Source organism: Gymnodinialimonas sp. JB5-7, from assembly GCF_055693405.1.
The window spans coordinates 33,471-56,805 of record NZ_JBVFUX010000012.1; the positions used below are offsets into that span (position 1 = coordinate 33,471).

At 63.1% G+C, this 23,335-nt stretch carries 25 protein-coding genes, 1 other RNA gene and 4 pseudogenes; 15 read left to right on the top strand and 15 right to left on the bottom strand.

What is annotated here, in order from left to right:
• The first annotated feature begins 1 nt into the window (after position 1).
• The 4 genes and pseudogenes from gatA to rnpB all read left to right on the top strand — a co-directional run bounded on the left by gatA (position 2) and on the right by rnpB (position 3,358).
• The gene (gene gatA / locus ACZ1HK_RS07690) at positions 2–1,486 is read left to right on the top strand and encodes an Asp-tRNA(Asn)/Glu-tRNA(Gln) amidotransferase subunit GatA (RefSeq protein WP_472628203.1); all 1,485 of its coding nucleotides are present in this window, start codon (positions 2–4) and stop codon (positions 1,484–1,486) included.
• 37 nt (positions 1,487–1,523) lie between these two features.
• Positions 1,524–2,165 (top strand): hypothetical protein, encoded by a 642-nt coding sequence (locus ACZ1HK_RS07695; RefSeq protein WP_472630805.1) that lies wholly within the window; start codon positions 1,524–1,526, stop codon positions 2,163–2,165.
• Positions 2,161–2,834, top strand: a pseudogene (locus ACZ1HK_RS07700) (N-acetylmuramoyl-L-alanine amidase). The gene ACZ1HK_RS07695 and the pseudogene ACZ1HK_RS07700 overlap by 5 nt, the downstream one beginning before the upstream one ends.
• 139 nt (positions 2,835–2,973) lie before the next feature.
• Positions 2,974–3,358: RNase P RNA component class A (gene rnpB, locus ACZ1HK_RS07705), an RNA gene on the top strand.
• A 91-nt stretch (positions 3,359–3,449) separates the two neighbouring features.
• Here the strand turns inward: rnpB and ACZ1HK_RS07710 are convergent.
• Positions 3,450–3,878 carry a nucleoside deaminase gene (locus tag ACZ1HK_RS07710; RefSeq protein WP_472630806.1) on the bottom strand — a complete coding sequence of 143 codons (429 nt, stop codon included), beginning with the start codon at positions 3,876–3,878 and terminating at the stop codon, positions 3,450–3,452.
• A 142-nt stretch (positions 3,879–4,020) separates the two neighbouring features.
• Here ACZ1HK_RS07710 and ACZ1HK_RS07715 point away from each other — a divergent pair.
• Positions 4,021–4,566: pseudogene (locus ACZ1HK_RS07715) on the top strand (pseudouridine synthase); the annotation flags it as partial.
• An 11-nt stretch (positions 4,567–4,577) separates the two neighbouring features.
• Here ACZ1HK_RS07715 and ACZ1HK_RS07720 read toward each other — a convergent pair.
• The 4 genes and pseudogenes from ACZ1HK_RS07720 to ftsY form a co-directional block, all read right to left on the bottom strand.
• Entirely contained in the window at positions 4,578–5,390 is an 813-nt protein-coding gene (locus ACZ1HK_RS07720; RefSeq protein ID WP_472628204.1) for an inner membrane-spanning protein YciB, read from the bottom strand.
• A 9-nt stretch (positions 5,391–5,399) separates the two neighbouring features.
• Positions 5,400–6,301, bottom strand: a pseudogene (locus ACZ1HK_RS07725) (EamA family transporter).
• Between the two features lie 8 nt (positions 6,302–6,309).
• Entirely contained in the window at positions 6,310–7,212 is a 903-nt protein-coding gene (locus tag ACZ1HK_RS07730; RefSeq protein ID WP_472628205.1) for a hypothetical protein, read from the bottom strand.
• Between the two features lie 43 nt (positions 7,213–7,255).
• A pseudogene (gene ftsY, locus ACZ1HK_RS07735) lies at positions 7,256–8,749 on the bottom strand (signal recognition particle-docking protein FtsY).
• Between the two features lie 144 nt (positions 8,750–8,893).
• Between ftsY and ACZ1HK_RS07740 the strand changes: the two are divergent.
• Positions 8,894–10,141 carry an alkane 1-monooxygenase gene (locus tag ACZ1HK_RS07740; RefSeq protein ID WP_472628206.1) on the top strand — a complete coding sequence of 416 codons (1,248 nt, stop codon included), beginning with the start codon at positions 8,894–8,896 and terminating at the stop codon, positions 10,139–10,141.
• A gap of 243 nt (positions 10,142–10,384) precedes the next feature.
• Here the strand turns inward: ACZ1HK_RS07740 and ACZ1HK_RS07745 are convergent, their stop codons facing one another.
• The 5 genes from ACZ1HK_RS07745 to ACZ1HK_RS07765 all read right to left on the bottom strand — a co-directional run bounded on the left by ACZ1HK_RS07745 (position 10,385) and on the right by ACZ1HK_RS07765 (position 14,119).
• The gene (locus tag ACZ1HK_RS07745) at positions 10,385–11,236 is read right to left on the bottom strand and encodes an ATP-binding protein (protein WP_472628207.1); all 852 of its coding nucleotides are present in this window, start codon (positions 11,234–11,236) and stop codon (positions 10,385–10,387) included.
• Positions 11,233–12,108: a twin-arginine translocase subunit TatC gene (gene tatC / locus ACZ1HK_RS07750; protein WP_472628208.1), complete on the bottom strand. Its 876-nt coding sequence runs from the start codon at positions 12,106–12,108 to the stop codon at positions 11,233–11,235. Before tatC ends, ACZ1HK_RS07745 begins: the two co-directional genes overlap by 4 nt.
• A complete protein-coding gene (tatB, locus tag ACZ1HK_RS07755; RefSeq protein ID WP_472628209.1) occupies positions 12,105–12,623 on the bottom strand; it encodes a Sec-independent protein translocase protein TatB in 519 nt (172 codons plus the stop codon). Before tatB ends, tatC begins: the two co-directional genes overlap by 4 nt.
• A 40-nt stretch (positions 12,624–12,663) precedes the next feature.
• Entirely contained in the window at positions 12,664–12,921 is a 258-nt protein-coding gene (locus ACZ1HK_RS07760; RefSeq protein ID WP_472628210.1) for a twin-arginine translocase TatA/TatE family subunit, read from the bottom strand.
• Positions 12,922–13,039: 118 nt separating this feature from the next.
• Positions 13,040–14,119 carry an ABC transporter ATP-binding protein gene (locus ACZ1HK_RS07765; RefSeq protein ID WP_472628211.1) on the bottom strand — a complete coding sequence of 360 codons (1,080 nt, stop codon included), beginning with the start codon at positions 14,117–14,119 and terminating at the stop codon, positions 13,040–13,042.
• A 221-nt stretch (positions 14,120–14,340) separates the two neighbouring features.
• On the opposite strand from ACZ1HK_RS07765, the gene ACZ1HK_RS07770 reads away from it, so the two are divergent.
• Positions 14,341–14,568 carry a hypothetical protein gene (locus tag ACZ1HK_RS07770; RefSeq protein WP_472628212.1) on the top strand — a complete coding sequence of 76 codons (228 nt, stop codon included), beginning with the start codon at positions 14,341–14,343 and terminating at the stop codon, positions 14,566–14,568.
• A gap of 43 nt (positions 14,569–14,611) precedes the next feature.
• Here the strand turns inward: ACZ1HK_RS07770 and ACZ1HK_RS07775 are convergent, their stop codons facing one another.
• Genes ACZ1HK_RS07775 through ACZ1HK_RS07785 form a run of 3 tightly spaced genes read right to left on the bottom strand, consistent with a single transcriptional unit; the run spans position 14,612 to position 17,160 of the window.
• Positions 14,612–15,733 (bottom strand): hypothetical protein, encoded by a 1,122-nt coding sequence (locus tag ACZ1HK_RS07775; protein ID WP_472628213.1) that lies wholly within the window; start codon positions 15,731–15,733, stop codon positions 14,612–14,614.
• Complete coding sequence (locus ACZ1HK_RS07780) at positions 15,733–16,512, bottom strand: SDR family oxidoreductase (protein WP_472628214.1); 780 nt, start codon at positions 16,510–16,512, stop codon at positions 15,733–15,735. Before ACZ1HK_RS07780 ends, ACZ1HK_RS07775 begins: the two co-directional genes overlap by 1 nt.
• A 36-nt stretch (positions 16,513–16,548) precedes the next feature.
• Positions 16,549–17,160: a hypothetical protein gene (locus ACZ1HK_RS07785; protein WP_472628215.1), complete on the bottom strand. Its 612-nt coding sequence runs from the start codon at positions 17,158–17,160 to the stop codon at positions 16,549–16,551.
• Here ACZ1HK_RS07785 and ACZ1HK_RS07790 point away from each other — a divergent pair.
• A complete protein-coding gene (locus tag ACZ1HK_RS07790; protein WP_472628216.1) occupies positions 17,153–17,623 on the top strand; it encodes a Hint domain-containing protein in 471 nt (156 codons plus the stop codon). The genes ACZ1HK_RS07785 and ACZ1HK_RS07790 overlap by 8 nt on opposite strands.
• Here ACZ1HK_RS07790 and ACZ1HK_RS07795 read toward each other — a convergent pair.
• Positions 17,620–17,988 (bottom strand): SnoaL-like domain-containing protein, encoded by a 369-nt coding sequence (locus tag ACZ1HK_RS07795; protein WP_472628217.1) that lies wholly within the window; start codon positions 17,986–17,988, stop codon positions 17,620–17,622. The two genes, ACZ1HK_RS07790 and ACZ1HK_RS07795, sit on opposite strands and share 4 nt — an antisense overlap.
• 189 nt (positions 17,989–18,177) lie before the next feature.
• Between ACZ1HK_RS07795 and ACZ1HK_RS07800 the strand changes: the two genes are divergently transcribed.
• From ACZ1HK_RS07800 to ACZ1HK_RS07825, 6 genes are all read left to right on the top strand, one after another.
• The gene (locus ACZ1HK_RS07800; protein WP_472628218.1) at positions 18,178–18,510 is read left to right on the top strand and encodes a hypothetical protein; all 333 of its coding nucleotides are present in this window, start codon (positions 18,178–18,180) and stop codon (positions 18,508–18,510) included.
• Between the two features lie 181 nt (positions 18,511–18,691).
• Positions 18,692–19,033, top strand: coding sequence for a hypothetical protein (locus tag ACZ1HK_RS07805; RefSeq protein WP_472628219.1), 342 nt, complete (start codon positions 18,692–18,694; stop codon positions 19,031–19,033).
• A 155-nt stretch (positions 19,034–19,188) separates the two neighbouring features.
• Positions 19,189–19,473: a hypothetical protein gene (locus tag ACZ1HK_RS07810; protein WP_472628220.1), complete on the top strand. Its 285-nt coding sequence runs from the start codon at positions 19,189–19,191 to the stop codon at positions 19,471–19,473.
• Positions 19,463–19,771 carry a hypothetical protein gene (locus tag ACZ1HK_RS07815; RefSeq protein ID WP_472628221.1) on the top strand — a complete coding sequence of 103 codons (309 nt, stop codon included), beginning with the start codon at positions 19,463–19,465 and terminating at the stop codon, positions 19,769–19,771. The genes ACZ1HK_RS07810 and ACZ1HK_RS07815 overlap by 11 nt, the downstream gene beginning before the upstream one ends.
• Positions 19,772–19,819: 48 nt before the next feature.
• The gene (locus ACZ1HK_RS07820) at positions 19,820–21,430 is read left to right on the top strand and encodes a peptide chain release factor 3 (protein ID WP_472628222.1); all 1,611 of its coding nucleotides are present in this window, start codon (positions 19,820–19,822) and stop codon (positions 21,428–21,430) included.
• Positions 21,358–22,155 carry a hypothetical protein gene (locus tag ACZ1HK_RS07825; RefSeq protein ID WP_472628223.1) on the top strand — a complete coding sequence of 266 codons (798 nt, stop codon included), beginning with the start codon at positions 21,358–21,360 and terminating at the stop codon, positions 22,153–22,155. Before ACZ1HK_RS07820 ends, ACZ1HK_RS07825 begins: the two co-directional genes overlap by 73 nt.
• Before the next feature lie 156 nt (positions 22,156–22,311).
• Here ACZ1HK_RS07825 and ACZ1HK_RS07830 read toward each other — a convergent pair whose 3' ends face one another.
• On the bottom strand, positions 22,312–22,551 hold the full coding sequence (locus tag ACZ1HK_RS07830; protein WP_472628224.1) for a hypothetical protein: 240 nt from the start codon (positions 22,549–22,551) through the stop codon (positions 22,312–22,314).
• A gap of 161 nt (positions 22,552–22,712) precedes the next feature.
• Between ACZ1HK_RS07830 and ACZ1HK_RS07835 the strand changes: the two genes are divergently transcribed.
• On the top strand, positions 22,713–23,318 hold the full coding sequence (locus ACZ1HK_RS07835) for a hypothetical protein (RefSeq protein ID WP_472628225.1): 606 nt from the start codon (positions 22,713–22,715) through the stop codon (positions 23,316–23,318).
• The last annotated feature ends 17 nt before the right edge of the window (positions 23,319–23,335 follow it).

A 23,335-nucleotide genomic window follows, 5' to 3' on the forward strand; every position in this document is an offset into this window, starting at 1 on the left:
CATGTCCGATCTGAACAAACTCACCATCACTGAGGCCCGCGATGCGCTGCGCAAAGGCGATGTGACCTCCGTGGAGCTGACCGAAGCTTGCCTCTCGGCAATCGACGCCGCCGACGCACTTGGCGCCTTCGCCCACAAGACGCCCGATCTGGCGATGGAGCGCGCCCGCGCAGCAGACGCCCGCATCAAGGCGGGCGATGCGCCCGACATGTGCGGTGTACCCGTCGGCATCAAGGATCTGTTCTGCACCGAAGGCGTGCCGTCGCAAGCAGCCTCAAAAATCCTCGAAGGGTTCAAGCCGGAATACGAATCGACCGTCTCGGGCAAGCTGCGCGATGCGGGCGCGGTCATGCTTGGCAAGCTGAACATGGACGAATTCGCCATGGGTTCGTCGAATGAGACCTCGGTCTATGGCAATGCGATCAACCCCTGGCGCGCGGGCAATTCCGATGCCGCACTGACGCCGGGCGGCTCTTCGGGCGGTTCGGCCTCCGCCGTGGCCGCTGACCTCTGCCTCGCTGCCACCGGCACCGATACCGGCGGCTCCATCCGCCAGCCCGCCGCCTTTACCGGCACCGTGGGCCTCAAGCCCACCTATGGGCGCTGCTCGCGCTGGGGCATCGTGGCGTTTGCCTCCTCGCTGGATCAGGCGGGACCAATGACCAAAACCGTGCGCGACACCGCGATCATGGGTGCTGCGATGATGGGCCATGACCCGAAAGACAGCACGTCGGCCGACCTGCCCGTGCCCGATTTCGAGGCGATGCTGACCGGCGATATCAAGGGCAAAGTCATCGGCATTCCAAAGGAATACCGCATGGACGGAATGCCGGACGAGATTGAAAAGCTCTGGGCCGATGGCACCGCCATGCTCAAGGATGCAGGGGCCGAGATCCGCGATATCTCCCTGCCGCACACCAAATACGCGCTGCCCGCCTATTACGTGATTGCGCCCGCTGAAGCCTCGTCCAACCTCGCCCGCTACGACGGCGTGCGCTTTGGCTACCGGGCCGAGATGGCGCCGGGCGACGGCATCACAGAAATGTACGAGAAAACCCGCGCCGAAGGCTTCGGGGCCGAGGTCAAACGCCGCGTGATGATCGGCACCTATGTGCTATCGGCAGGCTTTTATGACGCCTACTACAACCGCGCCCGCCGTGTGCGTGCGCTGATCAAGCGTGACTTCGATGAGGTTTTCGCCGCAGGGGTCGACGCGATTCTCACCCCGGCCACCCCGTCCGCCGCATTTGAATTGGGCAAAGAGGTCAGCGATCCGGTCGAGATGTATCTTAACGACGTCTTCACCGTGACGGTGAACCTCGCGGGTCTTCCCGGTGTGGCGGTGCCCACGGGCATGGATCGCAACGGGCTTCCCCTGGGTCTGCAGCTGATCGGCCGCCCGTGGGAGGAAGGCGAATTGCTCAACACCGCGTATGCGCTGGAATCCGCCGCAGGCTTTGTGGAAAAGCCCGCGCGTTGGTGGTAGGTTGCCCGGCAACGAGACGTATGAGGCGAGTAAAGTGATGGTGTCCCCCCGTTTTTCGGCAGGTGCTCTGGCATGTGCCCTGTTGGCCCTGGGGGCCTGCGGCAACGTTCCCAACGATGTGTCGCCAGGCTTGCAACAGCAGACCAATCTGGGCCCGGTCGGCCAGCGTCCCACCAATGGCCAAATCTCAGCGACCCCTTTTGAGGCTGGCGATCCAAGCGTCGCCGGACCGTCGGGCAGCATCGAAAGCATCGCCGCAGGCGCAATTGCCGAGGCGGAGCAAGCCGGGGCAACAGGTGGCAGCGGTGGGGGCGTCTTTGACAATATCCAGCCGCAAAACGCCGCCGACGCCCTGCCGCCGCCAATCATCCCGCGCGTGGCGGCCTTTGCAATCCGCACAACCCATGCGCCCGGCCAGCGGCAATGGCGACGCAATCCATTCCGCCGCAACAACGCCTCCGATTGCGCGTCCTTTGAAAGCCGCGATCTGGCGCAGGACGCGTTCCTGCGCGAAGGCGGACCCGAACGGGACCCGCTTGGGCTGGACCCCGATGGCGATGGCTTTGTCTGCGGCTTCGATCCGGCCGGATACCGGTCAGATGCCGCCGCCGCCAACGCGCCAGAGCCGATCCCACAATTCGGCGACCCGCTAGACGCGACGGGCGAAACTGGAAATTGACCGCTCCATAAGAAGCCCCAATTTCGGGGAACGGCGCGACGGGCTTCGGCCCGAGCTTGTGGTGATCCACTACACAGCCATGCAGGATTGCGCGGGTGCGGCCAAGGCGCTGTGCGACCCTGAGCGCGAGGTCTCTGCCCACTACCTGATCGGTCGCGACGGCGCGGTGTTCGAGTTGGTCGACCCCAACATGCGCGCCTGGCACGCGGGCAAAGGCAGCTGGCACGGCAGGGGGGATGTCAATTCCCGCTCCATCGGGATCGAGCTCGATAATGACGGGCTGTCACCGTTCTCGGAGCCGCTGATGGCGGTTCTGCAACCCTCCTCGCATCGCTCCTCAAAGCTTACGGGATCGGGCCTGAAGGCGTGATCGGGCATTCGGACATGGCGCCGGGGCGCAAGATTGATCCCGGACGGCGGTTTGATTGGAAACGTCTCGCGCGGCAGGGTCTGGCCGTGTGGTCAGAGGCAGCAGGTGAGGCCGTGCACCCCAAGGCGTTCCTGCGCGACGCCTCCGCCTTCGGGTATGGCGAAATGGCCGACGAGTTGCTGCTGGAGGTCGTACGAATGCGGTTCCGCCCTTGGGCGCATGGGACATTGGATGGTGTGGATTGCGCCATCATGGCGGATCTGGCAGCGCGGTATGGGCGCCCTCTCACTGCAACCTGACGGCAAGCCGTCAGAACGCAATTGCCGGGCCCGCGCATTCTCACCCAGTGAAAATACGCTGGATTGCGCCATCATGGCGTATTTGGCGGCCCGCTTCGGGCTTGATCAGGGGGCTGCCGGCGCGTAAGCGGGGCGTCGCGCGGAGGGCTGGATGGCCGCTGGGGCGTTTTCCCGCGAACGCGGAAAAGCCGCCCTAGAGGAAAGTCCGGACTCCCTGAAGAAACGGTGCCGGGTAACGCCCGGGCGGAGCAATCCGACGGACAGCGCCACAGAGAACAGACAGCCATGCGTGCATGGTAATGGTGAAACGGTGGGGTAAGGCCCACCGGGGACCTGGCAACAGGACCCGCATGGCAAGCCCCACCGGGAGCAATGCCGAATAGGGACCGCGCTATGGGGGCTTCACCCCGCGGTCCGGGTTGGCAGCTGGAGCGTGTTGGCAACAGCACGTCGAGAGGAATGGTCATCTATTCCGGGGGAAACCCTCGGTTGGACAGAATCCGGCTTACAGGCCCTCCGCGCATCTATTCGATTTATTGTAGCGCTACGCGCCGGGGGCGCCGCCCCCGTCCTGCGGACTCCCCGGAGGTATTTTTGACCAATGGAAGACAGGGCTCAGCGCTTGGTCGCAAAGAAGTCTTTCAGCAGCGCGGCGGCTTCTGCTTCGTGCAGGCCGGAAATGATCTCGGGCCGATGATGGGCTTGGGGATGGTCGAAAACGCGGGGACCCTGCGCGATACCGCCGGATTTAGGGTCGGGCGCCGCGTAGTAGAGTTTGTCGAGGCGCGCCGCTGCGATGGCGCCTGCGCAGGCGGGGCACGGCTCCAACGTGACCCAGAGCGCGCAACCGGTCAGGCGTTCCGTTTCAAGGGCCGCGCAGGCCGCGCGGATTGCGAGCATTTCTGCATGGGCGGTTGGATCGTGCAATTCACGCATCCGATTACCCGCACGCGCGATGATTTCACCATCCTTTACCACCACGGCGCCCACCGGCACCTCGCCACGCGCGGCCGCCGCGCGGGCCTCAGACAAGGCGTCGGCCATGAAATCAGTGAAATCGCTCATGGCCCGTTGGTTGCCGCTTTCGGGCGGGGTGTCAAACCTGTAGGGCTGTTCCATGGACGGAGATCGTATCGCAAAAGTGTTGAGCCGCGCGGGCGTCGCCTCGCGCCGGGAAGCCGAGCGCATGATTGGCGAAGGCCGCATTTCGGTGAACGGCAAGGTGATCGACAGCCCCGCGTTGAACGTGACAGACCGCGACACGATCCTGGTTGATGGCAACCCGATCCCCGAGGTCGAACGCCCGCGCCTGTGGCTTTACCACAAACCCTCCGGCCTTGTGACCAGCGCCTCGGACGAGAAAGGGCGCAAGACCGTGTTCGACGACCTGCCCGAAGCGATGCCGCGCGTGATGTCTGTGGGGCGGCTCGACCTGACCTCCGAAGGGCTGCTTCTTTTAACCAATGACGGCGGCATCAAGCGCAAGCTGGAGCTGCCCTCCACAGGTTGGGTCCGCAAATATCGCGTGCGCATCAAGGGCGCGCCGAAGGATGAAGATTTTGCCCCCCTCCGCAAAGGCACGACGATCGAGGGGGAGCGCTTCCAACCGATGGAAATCACCTTCGACCGCCAGCAGGGCGCCAATGCCTGGGTCACTATCGGCCTGCGCGAAGGCAAGAACCGCGAAATCCGCCGCGCAATGCAGGAAATCGGCCTGGTCGTGAACCGGTTGATCCGCGTGTCCTACGGACCCTTTAGGCTGAACCAACTCAAAGCCAGCGAGGTCGAAGAGGTCCGCCCTCGTGTCCTGCGCGACCAACTGGGGCTAGAGGCCGCGACCGAAGGCCATGCCGAAGCAAAACCCAAAGCCCGCCGCAAGAAACCCGCAAACGCGGCCAAACCCGGCACTTCGTTGAGGACGAAGGCGGCTAAGCGCCCCCCGTCCGGGCCGTCCGGGTCGTCCTCCTCAAGGCTGAACCGCTCGATCAGCGGGGCCTGGGACATGAAGACCACGAACAGGAACGCCGGCAACACGAAGGTCTCGAACGTGACCCAGAAGCGATCGGTCTGGGTGCGCCAGATCACCTCGTTCGCGACGCCCATCGCCACAAAGGCCAGCGCCAGCCGCTTGGTCATGATCATCCAGCCCTCATCGGCCATCGGCAGGCGATCCCCCATCAGGAACTTCAGGTAGGACTGGCCGCGCGCCAGCCCGATCCCCAGCATCCCCGCAAAGAAGGCGTAAACGATTGTGGTCTTCATCTTGAAGAATTGCGGGTCGTTGAACCAAACAGTCAGCGCGCCGAAAAACACCACCAGGATCGCCGTAAATACCTGAATTCGGCTGATAACGCCCGTCAGCTTCCACAGGATCGCCGTGGTCGTCAGAAGGATTGGCACAAAGGCGGCCGTGGCGATGATGAAGCCATCATACTCCGTCCCGCTGACCGTCACGGTCGTGTCTTCCAACCGCAGATACGCGATGAAGAACAGGATCGGCGGCCCGAGTTCGAGGCCGTTTTTCAGCCAGGGATTGATTGCGCGTTCTTCAGGCATGACTGCTCCTTACCCACCCGCCTCAACTATCACCGCGCCCGCTGCGATCAACCCCATCAACGCGACACGGGCCGGGCCAACCTTTTCCTTGAGGAACAGCCAGCCGATCAGCGCGGCGAAAACGGTCGAGGTTTCGCGCAACACGGCCGCCTCACCCACATTGTCGAGGCGCGTGGCCAACATTACCGCCCCGAAGGAAAAGGGCGCGATGATCCCGCCTGCCATGCCGCGCAGCGCAAGGGGGCCGAGCGGTGGGCGTTCCTCCATCGTCAAGTAGAAGCGCAGGGCGAGCACTGGAAACAGCAGCCCGTCGACGAAGAAAAACCAGGCGAGGAAGGTGAAGGGGTCCGCCGTGGCACGAATGCCATAGGCGTCGAACGTGGTGTAAAGCGCCACAAACAGGCCGGTCAGCACAGCGAAGCCGAGCGCAGGTACCAGGGTATCGCGCGCCACCGTGATCTTGGCCATGTTGTAGGCGGCCAGCCCGTAAAGCCCCGCCAGCAGGACGGCGACCCCGATCCACTGAACCGCGTTGAACGTTTCTCCAAACAGCAACCATGCGCCGAAAATGGTGAAAAGCGGCCCCGTGCCGCGCATCACCGGATAGACAACCGTGTAGGCCCCGCGCCGGAACGAGGAGAGAACCGCCCATTTGTAAGGCACGTGGATCACGAAAACGCCCAGGAAAATCAGCCACATATGCGGCTCGGGCCAAGGCACGACGAAGAACGCGAAGGGCGCGGCCATCAGGCAATAGCAGATGTCGATGACGCCGCGCGACAATAGCGGATCGTGCCGCCCTTTTGCAGCGCCCCGAAGGCCGCGTGTAGAACGGCGGCCATCAGCGCGAGGATCAGGGCGACCGTGGCCCCGGTCGGCGTCCCCTCAATGCTCTGGACCCACGCGCTCACCCGCCGCCCTAATTCGCGGGCGACCAGTCGGCGGTCAGCGTCAGGCGATCAGGCACGGCCTCCAACAGCGATTGCCCGCCGGCCACATCTGCGGCGATCGCGGCGGGCGAAAACGGGGCGTCGTTCGTCAGTGACAGGCTGAGGTCGCCACGCGGGTTGGGAATGGTGGCGATAAAGTCGACAATCGCCTCCTGCGACGCGGTCGGCACCAGGGTTGTGGGCACATTTGCCAGCAATCCAAAGGCCATGGCCGACATGAATTGCGCCGATTCGGGCGTCAGCGCGGTGCCGTTGGCCTCAATCGGTGGCGCAATGGCTAGCTCGAAGAGACCGTTGAAAGCGATATCCAGGCCAAGCTGCGTCAGGCCGAAATCCTCGTCCCGCAGGACATAGGGCCGCCAGCCATCCGCCTGCCCTTCCAGTGCAAGGGTCACGGAATTGCCGTCACCCAGATCGATGCGGAACGTGTTGACCGACAGCTCTTGCTTGGCCTCATTCCAACCGGCGCCAAGAAAGATGCTCTGGGCCGAGATCGGGACGATCCACTCAAGCCCCGCAGGCACCCCGAATTCGGTGTCGATGGCCACGTCGAGGATTTCGAGCGTCACATTGGCCGGCAGCACAACTTCCCCGCGCACCCAGTCCATCGCCTGCGGCGCGACAAGGCTGGCAGTGCGGGCGGTGTAGCGCACACCAAGCTCTTGCACGTAGATCTCAAGGTCCGTGACCGAACAGGCCCCCGGCCGCGCCTGCGCGGTGGAGGTCGGCGATTGCGTCACCTCCCACCCAAACTCGGCGTCCAGGATGGTGTAAATCTGGCTTTCAATCTCGCCGCATTCGGCCGTGTCAAAGGCACTGACGGGGGCGGACAGGGCCGCCAGACAGGCGACGGACATCAGGGTGTGGCGCATATTCGCCCTCCAAAAGGTTATCCACAGGGGGTGTGGAGAAAGATCAGGAACGATCAAACCCAACAAGGGCATCAGCGAATTCTTGCGGGTCAAATGGTTGCAAATCATCAATCTGCTCCCCTACCCCGATGGCATGGATGGGCAGGCCGAACTTGTCGGCCAAGGCCACCAGCACGCCGCCTTTTGCGGTTCCGTCGAGTTTGGTCATCACCAGCCCTGATACATCCGCCATCTTACCAAAGAGTTCCACTTGGCTCAGCGCGTTCTGGCCCGTCGTCGCATCCAGCACCAACAGCGTATTATGCGGCGCGTCCGGGTCCTTCTTCCGGATCACGCGGACGATCTTGGCCAGCTCCTCCATCAGATCGGCGCGGTTTTGCAGCCGGCCCGCCGTGTCGATCATCAGCAGATCGGCACCATCCGCCTCAGCCTTAGTCATCGCGTCAAAGGCAAGGGCCGCGGGGTCCGAGCCCTCAGGCGCGGTCAGCACAGGCACACCTGCGCGCTCCCCCAGACCTGCAACTGCTCCACCGCCGCCGCCCGGAACGTATCCCCCGCCGCGATCACCACATTTTTGCCCGCCGCCTTGAACTGGCTGGCGAGTTTTCCGATGGTCGTCGTCTTGCCCGACCCATTCACTCCCACCACAAGCACCACTTGCGGCGTCTTGGGATAGATCGGCAAGGGCCGCGCCACAGGCTCCATCACCCGCGCGACCTCGTCTGCCAGCAACTCTTTGATTTCACGGGCAGACATCAGCTTTCCATAGCGCCCCTCGGCCATGTTCGACGTCACGCGCAGGGCAATATCGACCCCCATATCGGATGTGATCAGCAGCTCTTCCAACTGCTCTAGCATATCATCATCCAGCGCCCGGCGCGGCTCAGACGTCCGGCCCATAAGCCGCCCGAGGAGGCCGGGTTTCTTGGCCGGCTCCGCCTCTGTCAGGGCGGGGGCCACGGATTCTGATGGGTGGCAATTCCACAGGCGTAGGCGCGGGGGCCGGGTCAACCGCAGGGGCTGGCATTTCAACAGGCGCAGGCTCGGGCATCGGGTCCGGCTCTGGGATCGGCTGCTCCACCGGCGCGGGCGCGGGCGCCTCCACGGGCACAGGCTCAGGTTCGGGCAGTTCCACGGGCGCAGGCGGTTCAACCGGCTCAGGCTCAGGCTCAGGCTCAGGCTCAGGCTCAGGCTCAGGCTCAGGCTCAGGCTCAGGCTCAGGCTCAGGCTCAGGCTCAGGCTCAGGCTCAGGCTCAGGCTCAGGCTCAGGCTCAGGCTCAGGCTCAGGCTCAGGCTCAGGCTCAGGCTCAGGCTCAGGCTCAGGCTCAGGCTCAGGCTCAGGCTCAGGCTCAGGCTCAGGCTCAGGCTCAGGCTCAGGCTCAGGCTCAGGAAGATCTGCCACAGCCTCCGCCGCGCGCAACGCCTCCTCTACACCCTCTTCCTCGACTGCACCCTCCTCAATAATCGCATCCAACCCCTCGTCGAGCTTCGACGACGATTTGAACATGCGATCCTTCAATTTGCGGAAAAAGGACATGGGCACCCTATATCTTTGCCTGACCCAACCCACCTAATACCCGAAAGCGCGCTTGGAAAGGCCCGCCAAAACCGCCATTCTTTCGCCAGATTGCCGTGGTACACGCGTGCCAAGCACGCAGACACGACCCAAAGGACCGACCCGATGCCCGTCATCGCCCGCTACGCCGCCATAACCCTGCCGCCAATGCTTCTGCTTTTGCTGGCGGGCACCGCCTGGGGCGGTTTTGCTTGGGCAGCGCTGGCCTGGCTGACGATTGTGGCTGCCGTTGCTGACCGTTTGCTGGAACCGCCCAAAACCCCCGCGCCGGAAGAAGAGACCGTCCCTTGGTCCGACACCCTCTCCGCCGGGCTTGGCGTGGGCCACCTGCTGGTCCTGATCTCCACCTGCACCGCTCTGGGGTCGGCAAGCCTCACCTTCGGGCAAAGCATCGCGCTGTTTCTCGCCACGGCCAGCTTCTTCGGCCAGGTGAGCCACCCCAATGCGCATGAGCTGATCCACCGCCGCAACCCGTTCTTCAAAGCGCTCGGCGCGGCGGTCTACACCTCCGTGGGCTTCGGCCACCATGTCTCGGCACACCGTCTTGTGCACCACCGTTTTGTGGGCACGGAACAGGACCCCAACACGCCCCTTCCGGGGGAAAGCTTCTGGGCCTATCTGCCCCGTGCCTGGCGCGGCTCGTTCGAGGCCGGGATCATGCAGGAGGTCGATCGCCTTGACCGCAAGGGCCGTGGCCCGAACCATATCTCCAACCCCTATTGGCTCTGGCTCGGCGGCGCGCTGCTGACCGTCATCGCAGTCGTGAGCGGCGCGGGCCTTGGCGGGCTCCTCGTTCTGATCGGCCTTGGCGCACTCATGGGCGCTCAAATCCTGATGTCGGACTATGTGCAGCACTATGGCCTTCAACGCCTGATCCTGCCCAACGGGCGCACCGAACCGGTCGCCGCCCACCACAGCTGGAACGCGCCCAAGGGCTTTTCGTCCTACCTGATGATGAACGCGCCCGCCCATTCCGAGCATCACATGCACCCCGACCAACCCTATGAGCGTCTGGATACCGAGGCGCAGGTGCCCACCTTGCCCTTCTCCATGCCCATCATGGCCATGATCGCCACGGTGCCCGCAGCCTGGCACCGAATGATGGACAAGCGCGCGCTGAAGGTGATGGAGGCCGCGCAGGCCGCCCATCTTGCGCCAAAGCCCGCCGCACAGCATTCCGCCGTCGCGCCCGCAAGGACGGAAACCGCTCCAGCCCCCGGGCCTGACCCACAGGATGCGGCCCCCAACAGCCCTGTTGTGCCCAAGCAAGACGCGCCCGAGGCGGCGGCACCCCTATCCGATGATCCGGAAACGGACGCCATGTTGCAGGCCATCCGCGCCGCCACGCGCTAAGGCACTTTGCGTTTTATCTGAGCCACTCCTATCGCGTGCCGCGCGGGCCATCGGCGCGAGGCAGCGGGTTGCGATGCAAATCAAACGCAAAGCGCTCTTAAGCGCCCCCGCAGGAGAGGTGCGACGACCCGTCCATCTTTGTTCCATGAAAATGCAAACGTGACAGCCGCCCCACAATGCAGCCGTCGCAGTTGAAACGCCACAATCCAGGTCAATCACCCGCATGACCCGAGGACGGGCCGTTCAGCTCAAAGCCACCCCACGCCGCCCGGCCAGATCCGTAAAGTACTGCCAAGCCACCCGGCCAGACCGAGAGCCGCGCGTGGCTTGCCATTCGATGGCCTCCGCCCGCAGATCCTCGTCCGAGATCTCGACGCCGAACGCGTCACAATAGCCCCGGATCATCGTCAGATAGGCATCCTGATCACAGGCATGGAAGCCCAACCACAACCCGAACCGATCCGACAGCGATACCTTCTCCTCCACCGCTTCGCTGGGGTTGATGGCCGAGCCGCGTTCATTCTCGATCATGTCCCGCGGCATCAGGTGACGGCGGTTCGACGTGGCATAGAAGACCACGTTGTCAGGCCGCCCCGATACGCCGCCGTCCAGCACCGCTTTCAGGCTCTTGTAATGCTGATCATCATGGCTGAACGACAGATCATCACAATAAAGCACCGCCCGCACGTCCGCGCCGCGCAGCAGCGCCAGCAAACGCCCAATCGACGGCAGATCTTCGCGCTGGATTTCCACCAGCTTCAGGCCCGGAAAATCGCCTTCCAGCGCACCGTGGACGGCCTTCACCAGCGAGGATTTTCCCATCCCCCGTGCGCCCCACAACAGCGCGTTGTTGGCGGGCAGCCCTTCGGCGAACTGGCGGGTATTGGCCATCAGCGTATCGCGCGCCCGGTCGATGCCGTGCAGTAGCTCCAGCGGGACACGGTTCACCTGCGCCACAGGCTCAAGATGGTCGGGGTCGGCGTGCCACACAAAGGCGCTCGCTGCGGACCAATCCGGCGCTGCGGCAGGCGGCGGGCGCAGGCGTTCCAGCGCCGCGGCGATGCGTTCCAGCGCGCCGTCGGGCAGATCGCTCAAAGCGTCTCGTCCTCGCCCAGAATACCTTCTTCGCGCAGGCGCTTGTTGCGAGAATGCTCGACCCAACGCACCAGCTGGATTGAAATCTCGTATAGGCCATAGACCACGACAAACAGAATCACCTGCGTGATCACGTCCGGCGGCGTCACCAGGGCGGCCAGCGTCAGGATACCCACAACCGCCCATTTGCGCACATTGCCCAGACCCTCCGCGCTTACCAAACCGGCCTTGCCCATCAGGGTCAGAACCACCGGCAATTGGAAACACAGGCCAAAGGCGAAGATGAACTTCAGTGACAGGTCCAGCGAGTCCTTGGCCGTACCAAGGAACACGGTCTGCAACTCGTCACTTTCAGCAGACGGCAGATATTCCTGTCCGGTCAGGAAGGCGGTCATGGCCGGGATCACGTCCGAGAAGCCGATGAAGAAGTTCATCGCAAGTGGCGTGACCACGAAATGCGCAAAGGACGCGCCGAGGGCGAACAGGAAGGGCGACGCAAACAAGAACGGAAGAAAGGCGTTCTTCTCAGACTTATAAAGCCCCGGCGCCACGAACCGCCACAACTGATGCGCGATGATCGGGAAAGAGGCTGCAAAGCCCAGGATCATGGCGACGCGCACCAGGACAAAGAAGTATTCCTGCGGCGCGTTGTAGACGATCTGCGTCGGCAGACCGCGCGACTCCAGGATGCCGCGCAGGGGTTCGAGGATGAAATTGTAGGCATCTTCGGCGATGATGAACATCAGCACGAAGCAGACCACAAACGCCATTACCGACCGGATCAGGCGGGTCCGCAACTCGGCCAAATGCTCCACCAGCGGGGCGGCGCTGTCGTCCAACTCTTCTTCAGGCGGGGTAGAGGTGTCGCTCATGACCGCTCCGGCTCAACATTGGCAGGGCCCGGATCGGCCGGCTTGATCACTTTGACCGGCCCCTCGGGCGCCTCGGTGTCCGCGGCATAAACCGGCTCCTGCGGCTCTTCCTCGGGCTCTTCCGAGGTTTCAGCCGCCTCACCCGACTTCATTGCAGCAATCCGTTCCTTGGTGGCGGCCTGTGCCGCAGCCTTCTTTTCCGCGATGGCGCGCGTGGCGCTGCCTTCTTCGAATTTGGACGGGTCGATGTCATCCATCATATCGCCCATCATGTCCTTGGCCATCGCCTTGGGATTAGCAAATTTGGTGGCCGAGCGCAGGTCCTTCGTCATCTCGGACATGCCCGACTCGTCGGCGGCTTCGTTCATCGCACTAGAGAATTCCTTGGCCATGTTGCGGACACGGCCAGTGATTTGCCCCAGCTTGCGGAACATTTTCGGCAAGTCTTTCGGGCCCACGACGATCAACGCCACGACCCCGATGACAAGCATTTCCATCATGCCGATGTCTGGCATAGACCCCGTCCTCCGCCGTCACTTGAAGGGATAGGATCCGTTACGCGTTGTCGCGCTCCGAGCGCTCCTCAGGCGTCACGTCACGTGCGGCTGTGGTCGCATCCTCAACCTCGTCCGAGGCATCCTCGATCTCGTTTTCCGGCTGCTTCAGGCCCGACCGGAACGAGTTGATGCCCTTGCCGACCTCACCCATCAAACCGGCAACCTTGCCGCGCCCGAACAGGACCAGAACGACAACGGCAATCAGAACCGCGCCCCATGGACCGATGTTCTGAATAAACAAAGGTGTCGTGTACATTTCATTCTCCCTCCGCGAAGCGCACATCCCGCGCGCGCCGCGCATTTGTCTTTAATTCCCCTGCATAGGTATGGTCTCGGGCCGCCAGATCAAAGCCCAAAAACGCATTTCCTGGGGCTCAATCTCTGTTTCCAAACACAAAACAGCGATCCCGGCGGATGGTTAACCACAATGCCGTCCCCGGTTTGGGCAGGAAAACGTTGGGAACCGTGGCCTTCAGCATCGATCCGTCGAAATCCATGCGGAATTCGACAAGGCTTTCATGGCCCATGAAACGCGCCCGTTCCACAACGCCGCGCGCCGGCACGCCATCCTGGGGCGTCGGGTTCGGCCCTTTGCCGCCACGGTCGAAGTCGATCTTCACATGCTGCGGGCGAAACACGATCTCAACCGTGCCGCCATCCGGCACACCGGGGGCCAGGAATTGCCCGAAGGCCGTGTCGATCAACGCGCCATGAACGTCGCCCGTTATCACGTTGATATCGCTGAAAAATGCTGCCGCATCCTTGTCGCAGGGTGAGGTGTAGATGTTGTAGGGCGCGCCCGTCTGCACCACGCCACCATCGCGCATCAACGCGATCTGATCGGCCATGCGCATCGCTTCTTCCGGCTCATGCGTGACCAGCACCACCGCGGTGCCCTCTTCCTTCAAAAGCGCCAGCGTCTCGTCCCGGATCCCGTCCCGCAGGCGGTTATCGAGGCCCGAAAACGGCTCATCCATCAGCATGATCCGCGGCCGCGGCGCCAGCGCACGCGCCAGCGCGACCCGCTGCTGCTCACCCCCTGACAGCATATGCGGCGCCTTGTCGCCGTAGCCCGCCAAATCGACGCGCTCCAGCAACTCGTCAACGCGCTTTTTGGTGTCCACGCCACTGCCGCGCAGGCCAAACCCGATATTCTGCGCCACGCTCAGATGCGGGAAGAGGGCAAAATCCTGAAAGATCAGCCCCACACCCCGCGCCTCCGGCGGCAGGTGAATATCGCCATCCGACAGGACCTCCCCATCGGCCAGGATACGCCCGCGCGAGGGGCGATCGATGCCCGCAATCATCCGCAAGGTCGTGGATTTCCCGCAGCCCGACGGCCCCAGCAAGCACAGGATTTCCCCCGCGCGCACCGTCAGGTCGACCCCGCACACAACCTCACGCCCATCAAAATGGGCGCAGGCATGTTCGATTTGCAGGCGGGGGGCGGTCACGGGCGATGAAGTCCGATTGTTTCAATCGGGAATGCAGCTAACAGGTTCGAAGCGACGGGGAAGGCCGGACGAACGGTCTTGCTATCGCAGATCAGCAGCCGTTTTATTGAAACGATTACACCAAATCAGCTCTTCACTAGGCCGACAAACGTTCCCCAAAATCGCCGTATTGATCATTTATCCCAGTTGCAAACGGGGTTTGGCCAACAAGGATGCACGCATTGGATGTCGTTTGGTCATTTCTGCGACTGCTCTACGCGATACTGCCCTTCTTGACCCTCGCAGGTGGCCTGCTCCTCGCCCTTCGGGTCATTGTTCTGATAATCATGGATTCCAATACTGTTGGACGGATTCTCAGCAACCAATATGCGGAAAAAGACAAATGGCTGGTCCGCTCATTCCTGATCTGCGTAGCCCTTCTCGCGATCACACCGGTTTTGGTTTATTGACTGCGGCAAGGGTCACAGGATTCGGGTCATTTTCAGTAGCACGTTACCCGCGCAACTCGAACCCCAGCACGTCGCACACCACCCCATTCACCATCAGCGAAAGCTCATGTGGCCCCGCGACCAGCGCGTAAGTCGTAGCATCGCCCTTGAAAACCTGCGTCTTCTTCAATTTCAACGGCTGGCCGGGCTTCACCACACCCTGCTTCACCTTGAACACCTTGTCGCTCACCGCGCCTGAGGGCCGCGTGAAGCCGATGGAATAATCCACCAGAACCGGCACCTCCGCCGCCGCCGACAGCTCGATCTCCACAACCACCTTGTCGCCGATCCTTGGATCGGGCGGCACCATCTCCAGCCGATCCACGGTTACTTCCGCATCCGCCGAAAAGCCCAGCATCTCCATCGCCCGCGCGTCACCCTGCTTGATCAACGTCCGCAGCGCGTGGCTGGTCATCCATTTCAGCTCCTTCGCGTCCTGCTGCCCCAGCACGCGCCAGCCGTCGATCACATCCATGACGCGGGCCGCATCCACACGGCTCAGGTCGTTCATGTGGTTGCAGACCGACCGCGTCACAAACCGCGCCGGGTCAGCGTGCAGCCGGTCCAGCAGCGGCAGCGGCGCCATCGGATCAATCGTGATGTTCTTCGCCCAGGGCAGGCGCGGGCGCGTGCCCTCGCTCACCAAACGCCGCACATGGTAGTTCTCATGGCCCGCCCAGACCGCCAGCCGCGCCATCGTTTCGTCGGGCCAACGGTTCAGGAAGGGCCGGATGTAGAACTCCATCGAAAACCGCTGCGTGGCCTGCTCCAGCAGATCCAGCGCCCGGTCGCGATGGTCTTCCAACCCATGCCGCACGGCCAGAATGCCGGGCACTGCATGGATGAAATGCCCGAAATCGTCGTCGCGCAAGTTGGGGTCCAACCGCTCCGGCATCGCCGCCTCAAGCTGATCGGCCATTGTCGGGAAATCCGACGCCAGCCGCGGCTCAAGGCAATCGGCCATCCACTCCAACCGCTCCAGCAGCTCACGCCCCTCAAAGCCCGCCAGAACGTCCGCCGCGAACCCCTCCGCGTCAAAGCCGGGCAGGACCGAAAATTCACCAGCCAACCGCCCGATCGTCTCGGCGTTGAACAAATGGTCCTTGAGCGAGAATTTTTCAGCCATCAGATCGTGGCATTCGTCCCGCCGCCATCACACAGGATGTTCTGGCCCACGATGAATCCCGCATGCTCCGAGCACAGAAAGGCACACATCGCCCCGAATTCCTCACGCGTGCCATAGCGCCGCGCCGGGATCGCCGCCGCGCGCCGCGCCTTGGCCTCGTCCATCGAGATACCTTCTTTCTGCGACACGCCCGTATCCAACTGGATCGCCCGGTCCGTGGCATGAATGCCCGGCAGCATGTTGTTCACGATCACCCCAAACGGCGCCACCTGCCGCGCCGTGCCCGCCACATAGCCTGTCAGGCCGGTACGCGCGGCATTCGAAAGGCCAAGCTGCGGGATCGGCGCCTTGACCGATTGCGAGGTGATGTTGACCACCCGGCCCCAGCCCTTGTCGATCATCTTCGGCATGATCTCGGTCATCAGCGCGATGGGCGTCAGCATGTTGGCGTCGAGCGCCGCGATGAAATCCTCGCGCGTCCAGTCCGACCACATGCCGGGCGGCGGGCCGCCCGCATTCGTCACCAGGATATCCAGATCACCCGCCGCGGCCAGCACCTTCGCGCGCCCCTCATCCGACGTGATGTCAGCAGCCACCGCTACAACCTCAACACCGTATTCATCGCGGATTGCCTGCGCCGTCTCCTCCAACGCCTCCGCGCCACGCGCGTTCAGCACAAGGTTGACGCCCGCCGCCGCAAGCTGCTCGGCGCAGCCACGTCCCAAGCCCTTGGATGAGGCGCACACCAGCGCCCGCTTACCAGAAATTCCCAGATCCATAACGACCTCCCCCGATTGCATTCCGTGTCCCAAGCCTTAGCAGCGGCTCAGGCCCGCCACCAGCCTTGACCCACCGCCACAGCACTTGTCTAACCGTCTGCACACGATCCCGAGGATACACATGGCCAGCCATCCCCCCTGCTCAGGTTTCAAACCTTCCCCTCTGCCGCCCTGCGCGCCATCTCGGGTGCCAATGTCGGCGATGGGATCGGGCTGGAGGATGCGGCCCTGCCGGGCGACATCTACCGTCTGGCCGGCTCCGCCACCGCGCAACGCCTTGCGATCTCGGATGCCGGGGCGGGCGATCAGCCCTGTGTGGCCGATGGGTCGGCGGTTGGCGGGCCGGGCGATCCACTCGCCATCTCGGCCTGTCACATGCTGATGGGCCCGTCTGGTGAGGTGGTCGAGGTCCTGATCCTGACATTGACCTCTGGCACTGACGACAGCCTGCATGTCCTGCCCCTGTCCGATCTCAAGCCGGATACCGAATACGAGTTGGTGGGAACGGAAACCGCCTCCGCCCCCGAACGGTTCGCAGACATCGCCTCGGTCAGCTTCCTCGCTGGCACGCATCTGACGATGGCCAGTGGCAAACAGGTGCCCGTCGAACTGCTCAGCGTGGGCGACATGCTTCTGACCCGTGATCACGGGCCCCAACCGATCTCGCTGGATCGGGTTCCAGACCCGCCGTGCCGTGGGCGCAGCCGCGCCCGTGCGCATCACCGAAGGCACGCTCAACACCTCGCGCGATCTGCGTCTGTCGCCGCAACACCGCCTGTTCATCTGGCAGCGCCGCGATGAATTGGGCACAGGACGCGCCGAGGTCATGGTCAAGGCCGAGCTTCTGGTCAACGGCGACACAGTGGTGCGTGAGGCCGGCGGCCATGTCGACAGCTATCAGATCGTGTTTGACGGTCATGAGATCATCTACGCCGAAGGTATCGCGGTGGAATCGCTGCTGGTAACGGGTCAGACCCGCACCCTCCTGCCCGAGGATCTCGCGATCGACGCCGGGACGGAGGCCGCAGCCTCCGCCGCCGCTTTGGAGGTCAATGAAGAGGCCTCCGATATGGTCGAACGCCTGTCGCGCGCCTCCAAGGGCAAGCTCTAGGCGGTGCCGTAAAACTCTTCCCGAACGATCTTGCCATCGGCCACGTGGTAGACCGCGACCTCGCTCATTTGCGACCGCTCACCTGATGCCTTCTCCGTGACATCCATCGAAAAGATCACCGCAAAGCGGTCCTCGCCATGCAGGAACGGCCCCTGCACGTCGCCACCATGCACGTCGAAATTGCTGGCCCACCATTCGTGCTTGCCTTTGATGCCGTCGACACCTTGCGTCTCGCGCCCCATGCCCGAGAAATCAGCCGCCTCAACCGAGACCGCGTCCGCGTGGTAATGATTGTCGAGCAGCGAGGCCTCATTCTGCGTGCGGCACGCCTCGACCAATGTATTGGCGATGTCAGAAAGACTCATCTTCTCACTCCCTATTGATGTTCATGTAATGTTCACATGATGCGCGATTCCCGCGCCCATGTCATCCGGCTCAAGCCATCCTCCTGCCATTCTGTGTCAGGATTTCCGTAGTTTCACGGTTCCGTGAACGGACGTAGACACCGCCTCGTCAAATTATTGGCATACAAATCATTATATAGGATAATTACTTTGAAACACTTCGTTCTCCCCACCCGCACCCTCGCTGTTCTGGCCGCCGCATTCGCATTTGCATCGCCTGCCATGGCGCTCGACATCCAGGCGCCTGACCTCAACCCCGGCCCGCAATTCGACCTGCCGGGCGACATCGCTCCCCCGCAAAACGGCGGTGGAAATGGCGGCGGTTCTGCTGCGCAACCCACCCATGCAGGGGGCGACAGCCAGATCGGCACAGCCTTTGCTGATCCCTGCCCGAACGGTGAAATGCAGGTCTCGTTCGAGATGGACGCAGACGGCCACCCGATCCCGACGTCGTTCTCTCGCGAATGCGTTGTTTTGCGTTAATTACCTGCACCAAAAGCGGCCTGCCCCACCGGGGCGGGCCTTAAGCGACACCCGAAATGCCAGTGGGCAAGTCCCCGCCGACCAGTCAGGAAACCCCCCATATCACGCCGCCGTGATCACCGCGTATAAAGGGGTGCGAGCTATTTTTTCGCAAAAACACCTTTTTATTCGGAGCATTCCAATGACCAACCTCAAGACCTTCGCGTCGCATATTCTGATCGCGTCCGCTGTCGTATTCACGGCAGTCCCCGCAATCGCCTTCGATGGCGCCACCGACTTCGCCCCCGGTGGCAACGGCCCTGACCCGTGGGAGCCCGGCGGCTTCGCCCCGACCCCGCCCGGTGGTGGCGACGGTGGTGGTGGCGGCGGCGGTGCCGTCAGCCATGGCGGCGGCGACGGCTACATCGCGAACTCCGCCCCCAACGAATGCCCCAACGGCGAATTGGTCGTGGAATTCGAGGTCGACTCTGACGGCCACCCGATCCCCACCTCCTTCTCACGCACCTGCGTGATCCGGCGCTAAGTGCCACGCCCAGATCCGGCCCGCCCCCGGCGGGCCTTTTCTGGCGGATCCCCGCTTACCAGTCGGGAATACCAGCATTCCCCCGGTTGCCCCTTGGCCTCAGACTTGGCCTTGGGAAACGGGATCATCGCCAAACACCCGAAAGGAACACCACGATGACCCGCGTAACGAAACTGACCCTGTGCGCTATTCTGGCGCTCACACCTGCCCTGGCCTCGGCCCAAACCTTGCGCATCCAACCCGCTGAACCGTCCGTCCGTGGCCTGACCGCGGGCCAAGTGCCGGACAGCCGCACCCAAGGCCCACAAACGCCCACCGGCTCAAGCACATGGGATATCATCTGCGGCGAGGCCGGCTATATCCAATGGTGGGAACAGGATGAAAACGGGAACGAAATTCCTGGCACGATCCAGACCGAATGCCTGCCCGATGACGGATAAAGCCCGCCAAAAAATCGGCAGGGCAACGGCGCTTGTCTGCGCGGTTGCCCTGCCGATGGCTCCGACATTTGCCTTGGCCCAAGCGCAGATCCGCGCCCTGCCGGATGACGTCGCCCCCGCCAGCCCAACCCTGCGCGCACCCGGACAGCCACGCAACACAACGGCCAACCCGCCCGTGTTCTGCGCAGATGATGATTGGTTCTACTGGTATGAGGAGGATGAAAACGGCAACGAAGTCCCCGGCACACGCCAATATGGCTGCGCCGACAGCGACCCATCCGATACCGGCATGGGCTAGCGCAGTTGGGCGTTGTCCCCGCCGCGCCCGCCCAATATATGGCGCGATATGTTGGACAATCGCCCCACCCTTCCGCCCGAGATTGCGCGCCGTCGCACCTTTGCGATCATCTCGCACCCCGATGCGGGCAAGACGACGCTGACCGAGAAATTCCTGCTCTACGGTGGCGCCATCCAGATGGCGGGCCAGGTCCGTGCCAAGGGCGAAGCGCGCCGCACGCGGTCCGACTTCATGCAGATGGAGAAAGACCGCGGCATCTCGGTCTCGGCCTCCGCCATGTCCTTCGACTTCGCGACCCCGCAAGTGAACTACCGCTTCAACCTCGTCGACACGCCCGGCCACTCCGACTTCTCCGAGGATACCTACCGCACCCTCACCGCAGTGGACGCGGCCATCATGGTGATCGACGGCGCCAAGGGCGTGGAATCCCAGACCCAGAAATTGTTTGAGGTCTGCCGCCTGCGTGACCTGCCGATCCTCACCTTCTGTAACAAGATGGACCGTGAAAGCCGCGACACGTTCGAGATCATCGACGAGATCCAGGAAAACCTCGCCATCGACGTCACACCAGCAAGCTGGCCCATCGGAGTGGGCCGCGACTTCCTCGGCTGCTACGACCTGATCCACGATCGACTGGAACTGATGGACCGCGCCGACCGCAACAAGGTCGCTGAAAGCGTATCCATCAATGGCCTCGACGATCCCGCCCTCGCCGACCACATCCCCACCGATCTACTCGACAAACTCCGCGAAGAGGTCGAGATGGCGCGCGAACTGCTCCCGCCGATGGACGCCACCGCGTTCGGCCAGGGCACGCTGACGCCCATCTGGTTCGGCTCCGCCATCAACTCCTTCGGCGTGAAGGAACTCATGGACGGCATCGCCGAATATGGGCCAGAGCCACAGGTGCAAAACGCCGAACCGCGCGAAGTCGCGCCCGAAGAAACCAAGGTCGCGGGCTTTGTCTTCAAGGTGCAGGCCAATATGGACCCCAAGCACCGCGACCGCGTGGCCTTTGTCCGCCTCGCCTCGGGCCATTTCAACCGCGGCATGAAGCTGACCCATGTCCGCTCCAAAAAACCCATGGCGATCTCCAACCCGGTCATGTTCCTCGCCTCGGACCGCGAATTGGCGGAGGAGGCATGGGCCGGCGACATCATCGGCATCCCCAACCACGGCCAGCTCCGCATTGGCGATGCCCTGACCGAGGGCGAGGCCCTGCGTTTCACCGGCATCCCCTCCTTCGCGCCCGAACTCCTGCAATCGGTCCGCGCGGGCGATCCGATGAAGGCCAAGCACATGGAAAAGGCCCTGATGCAATTCGCCGAAGAAGGGGCTGCCAAGGTCTTCAAACCCACTTTCGGCTCCGGCTTTATTGTGGGCGTCGTGGGCGCGCTGCAATTCGAAGTGCTGGCCAGTCGGATCGAGCTTGAATACGGCCTGCCCGTCCGGTTCGAGGCCTCGCAATTCACCTCCGCCCGCTGGGTTCACGGCCCGAAAGAAGCGGTGGAGACATTCGCCGCCGCCAACAAGCAGCACATCGCAGAAGACAACGACGGCGACCCGGTCTACCTGACCCGCCTGCAATGGGACATCGACCGCGTGGAACGCGACTACCCAGACGTAACCCTGTCGGCCACGAAGGAGCTGATGGTCTGACCACCGGCCCCTCCATCCGCACCTGGCTCAAGCTGGAGGAGGAGGCGACCGCCCCCTTCACGGAGCTTGGCGACGCGGTCCCGGCGGCAGACGTCGATTTCGCGGCGCTGTTGAACGAAAGCGTTCCCGAAGCCGACGGCCCCAAAGAACCCGCCGCCGCCAGCGATTTCGCCGCGAAATCCCGCAACCTCGCCCGCGCCTTTGCCGGTCAGCCCGCGATTCTACTGCTCAACGCCCGGCTGATCTCCCTGCTCCGCCGTCGCAATCCCCCCGCGCATATCCCGCGCCTCTTTGCCGACCTCTGGTCCGCCCATGCCGATGACCTGGCCGATCTCCAAGATGCCCGCTGGCTGATCTCGTCCTGCCGCACGCTGGCCGATTTCGGCCCGACCGCGCCGAGCCGCATCACCGGCGCGGAACTCGCCATGCTGGCTGACATGATGAAACTCTATGAATCGGAGCGTCTGTTTTCCGGCACCGCGCCCGAAGACCTGTTCGCAGGCAAACGCAAACCCGCGCCCCTGCCGCTCGACCTCGATGCGTTTGCCATCGGGGCCGGTGATCTGGATCGGTCCATAGCAACCCGCATCTGGAAACGCGCCGCCGGTGATCCGGTTGCCGAGGCGCTCGTCAGCCGTCTGATCCCCGACATTCTCGGCGATCCGCGCGGGCTGTTTCTTCGGCTGCGCCGAATGCGCGACCGACGAAGAATGCGGCGCGGCTGATCGCTTTCGCAATAAGTGACCAACTGGACGCTTTTTGCGGAAAACAGTGACCAGATGGGCGCATTTGCGTTCAAATGGTCACTGTTTGGCGTCATCTAAACGCGTTCGCGCCGCTGACTTTAGCGGCGCAAACTTTTCATTATTCAACATTTCAGGTTAACGCCGCCCGGCCCGTCCCGTCGGGTCGATATAGTCCTTCGGGATCATCCCCGGCGGCAGCGTCACGCCTCTGCCTGACCGTGATCGCGACCGTCGCGCCGCGCGTTCGCGGTCCGACCCGGCCCAAACCAAAAAGGCCGCACAACCGGCCAACAGGATCAGGCCAGCGGTCATTGGGTCAAGGTTGGCAAGGTAGGTCGGCACCTCATCAAGGCTGCGGGGGAACGAGACCTGCACATAGGCATGCCCCCCAAATCACTTAAACTCCGTGTCACTCGTTACGTCCTTCTGCTCTTGGTGTTTGGTGTGCGAAGACAATCGCCGCTGAACGTGCCGATTGTTCGTTGAAATACGTCAAAAAGCAGGACAATTTCGGGGCGATCGGAGGATTGTTTCCCATGCCGTTGCGCAATCGCGTTTTGCCCACAGGCCAGATTGTCGCCGACCCGGCCCGCGGCACCTTCACCGGAAATCGCGGCATTCTGGTGGATCGGGACGGCCATATGACGAACCGTCAATGGGCGCTAAAGGCTTGGATTACTTGCGTTTTGGAGTTCAGGGGGCGTCGCAGACCTATCGCGCAACCGCGCACCTGGACCGAGCTCTTTTTCCTCGACGAAGCCGTCGCCTTTTCCGCCGGTCATCGCCCCTGCGCCTATTGCAGGCGCGGCGATTACAACCGGTTCAAGGCGCGTTGGGGCGGCCTGAAGGCCGTCGAAATGGACCGGATTCTGCATGCTGAACGCCTTTTGGGACGTGAAAAAAGGCTACACCCCGCCCGCCTGCAAGACCTGCCCGACGGTACATTTGTTATGCACCAGGACCAACCAATGCTGATCAAGGGCGACGTGCTTCTGCCCTATGCCCCAAACGGGTATCTCCCGCCCCTGCCCCGCGCAGACGGCCCCACGCAGGCTTTGACACCGCCGAGCCTGATCGAGATCTTGCGCGCGGGCTATCGCCCCCAACTGCACCTGACGGCCGCACCTGCTCCGCCCGGTTAGCGGTCGGTTAACCAATT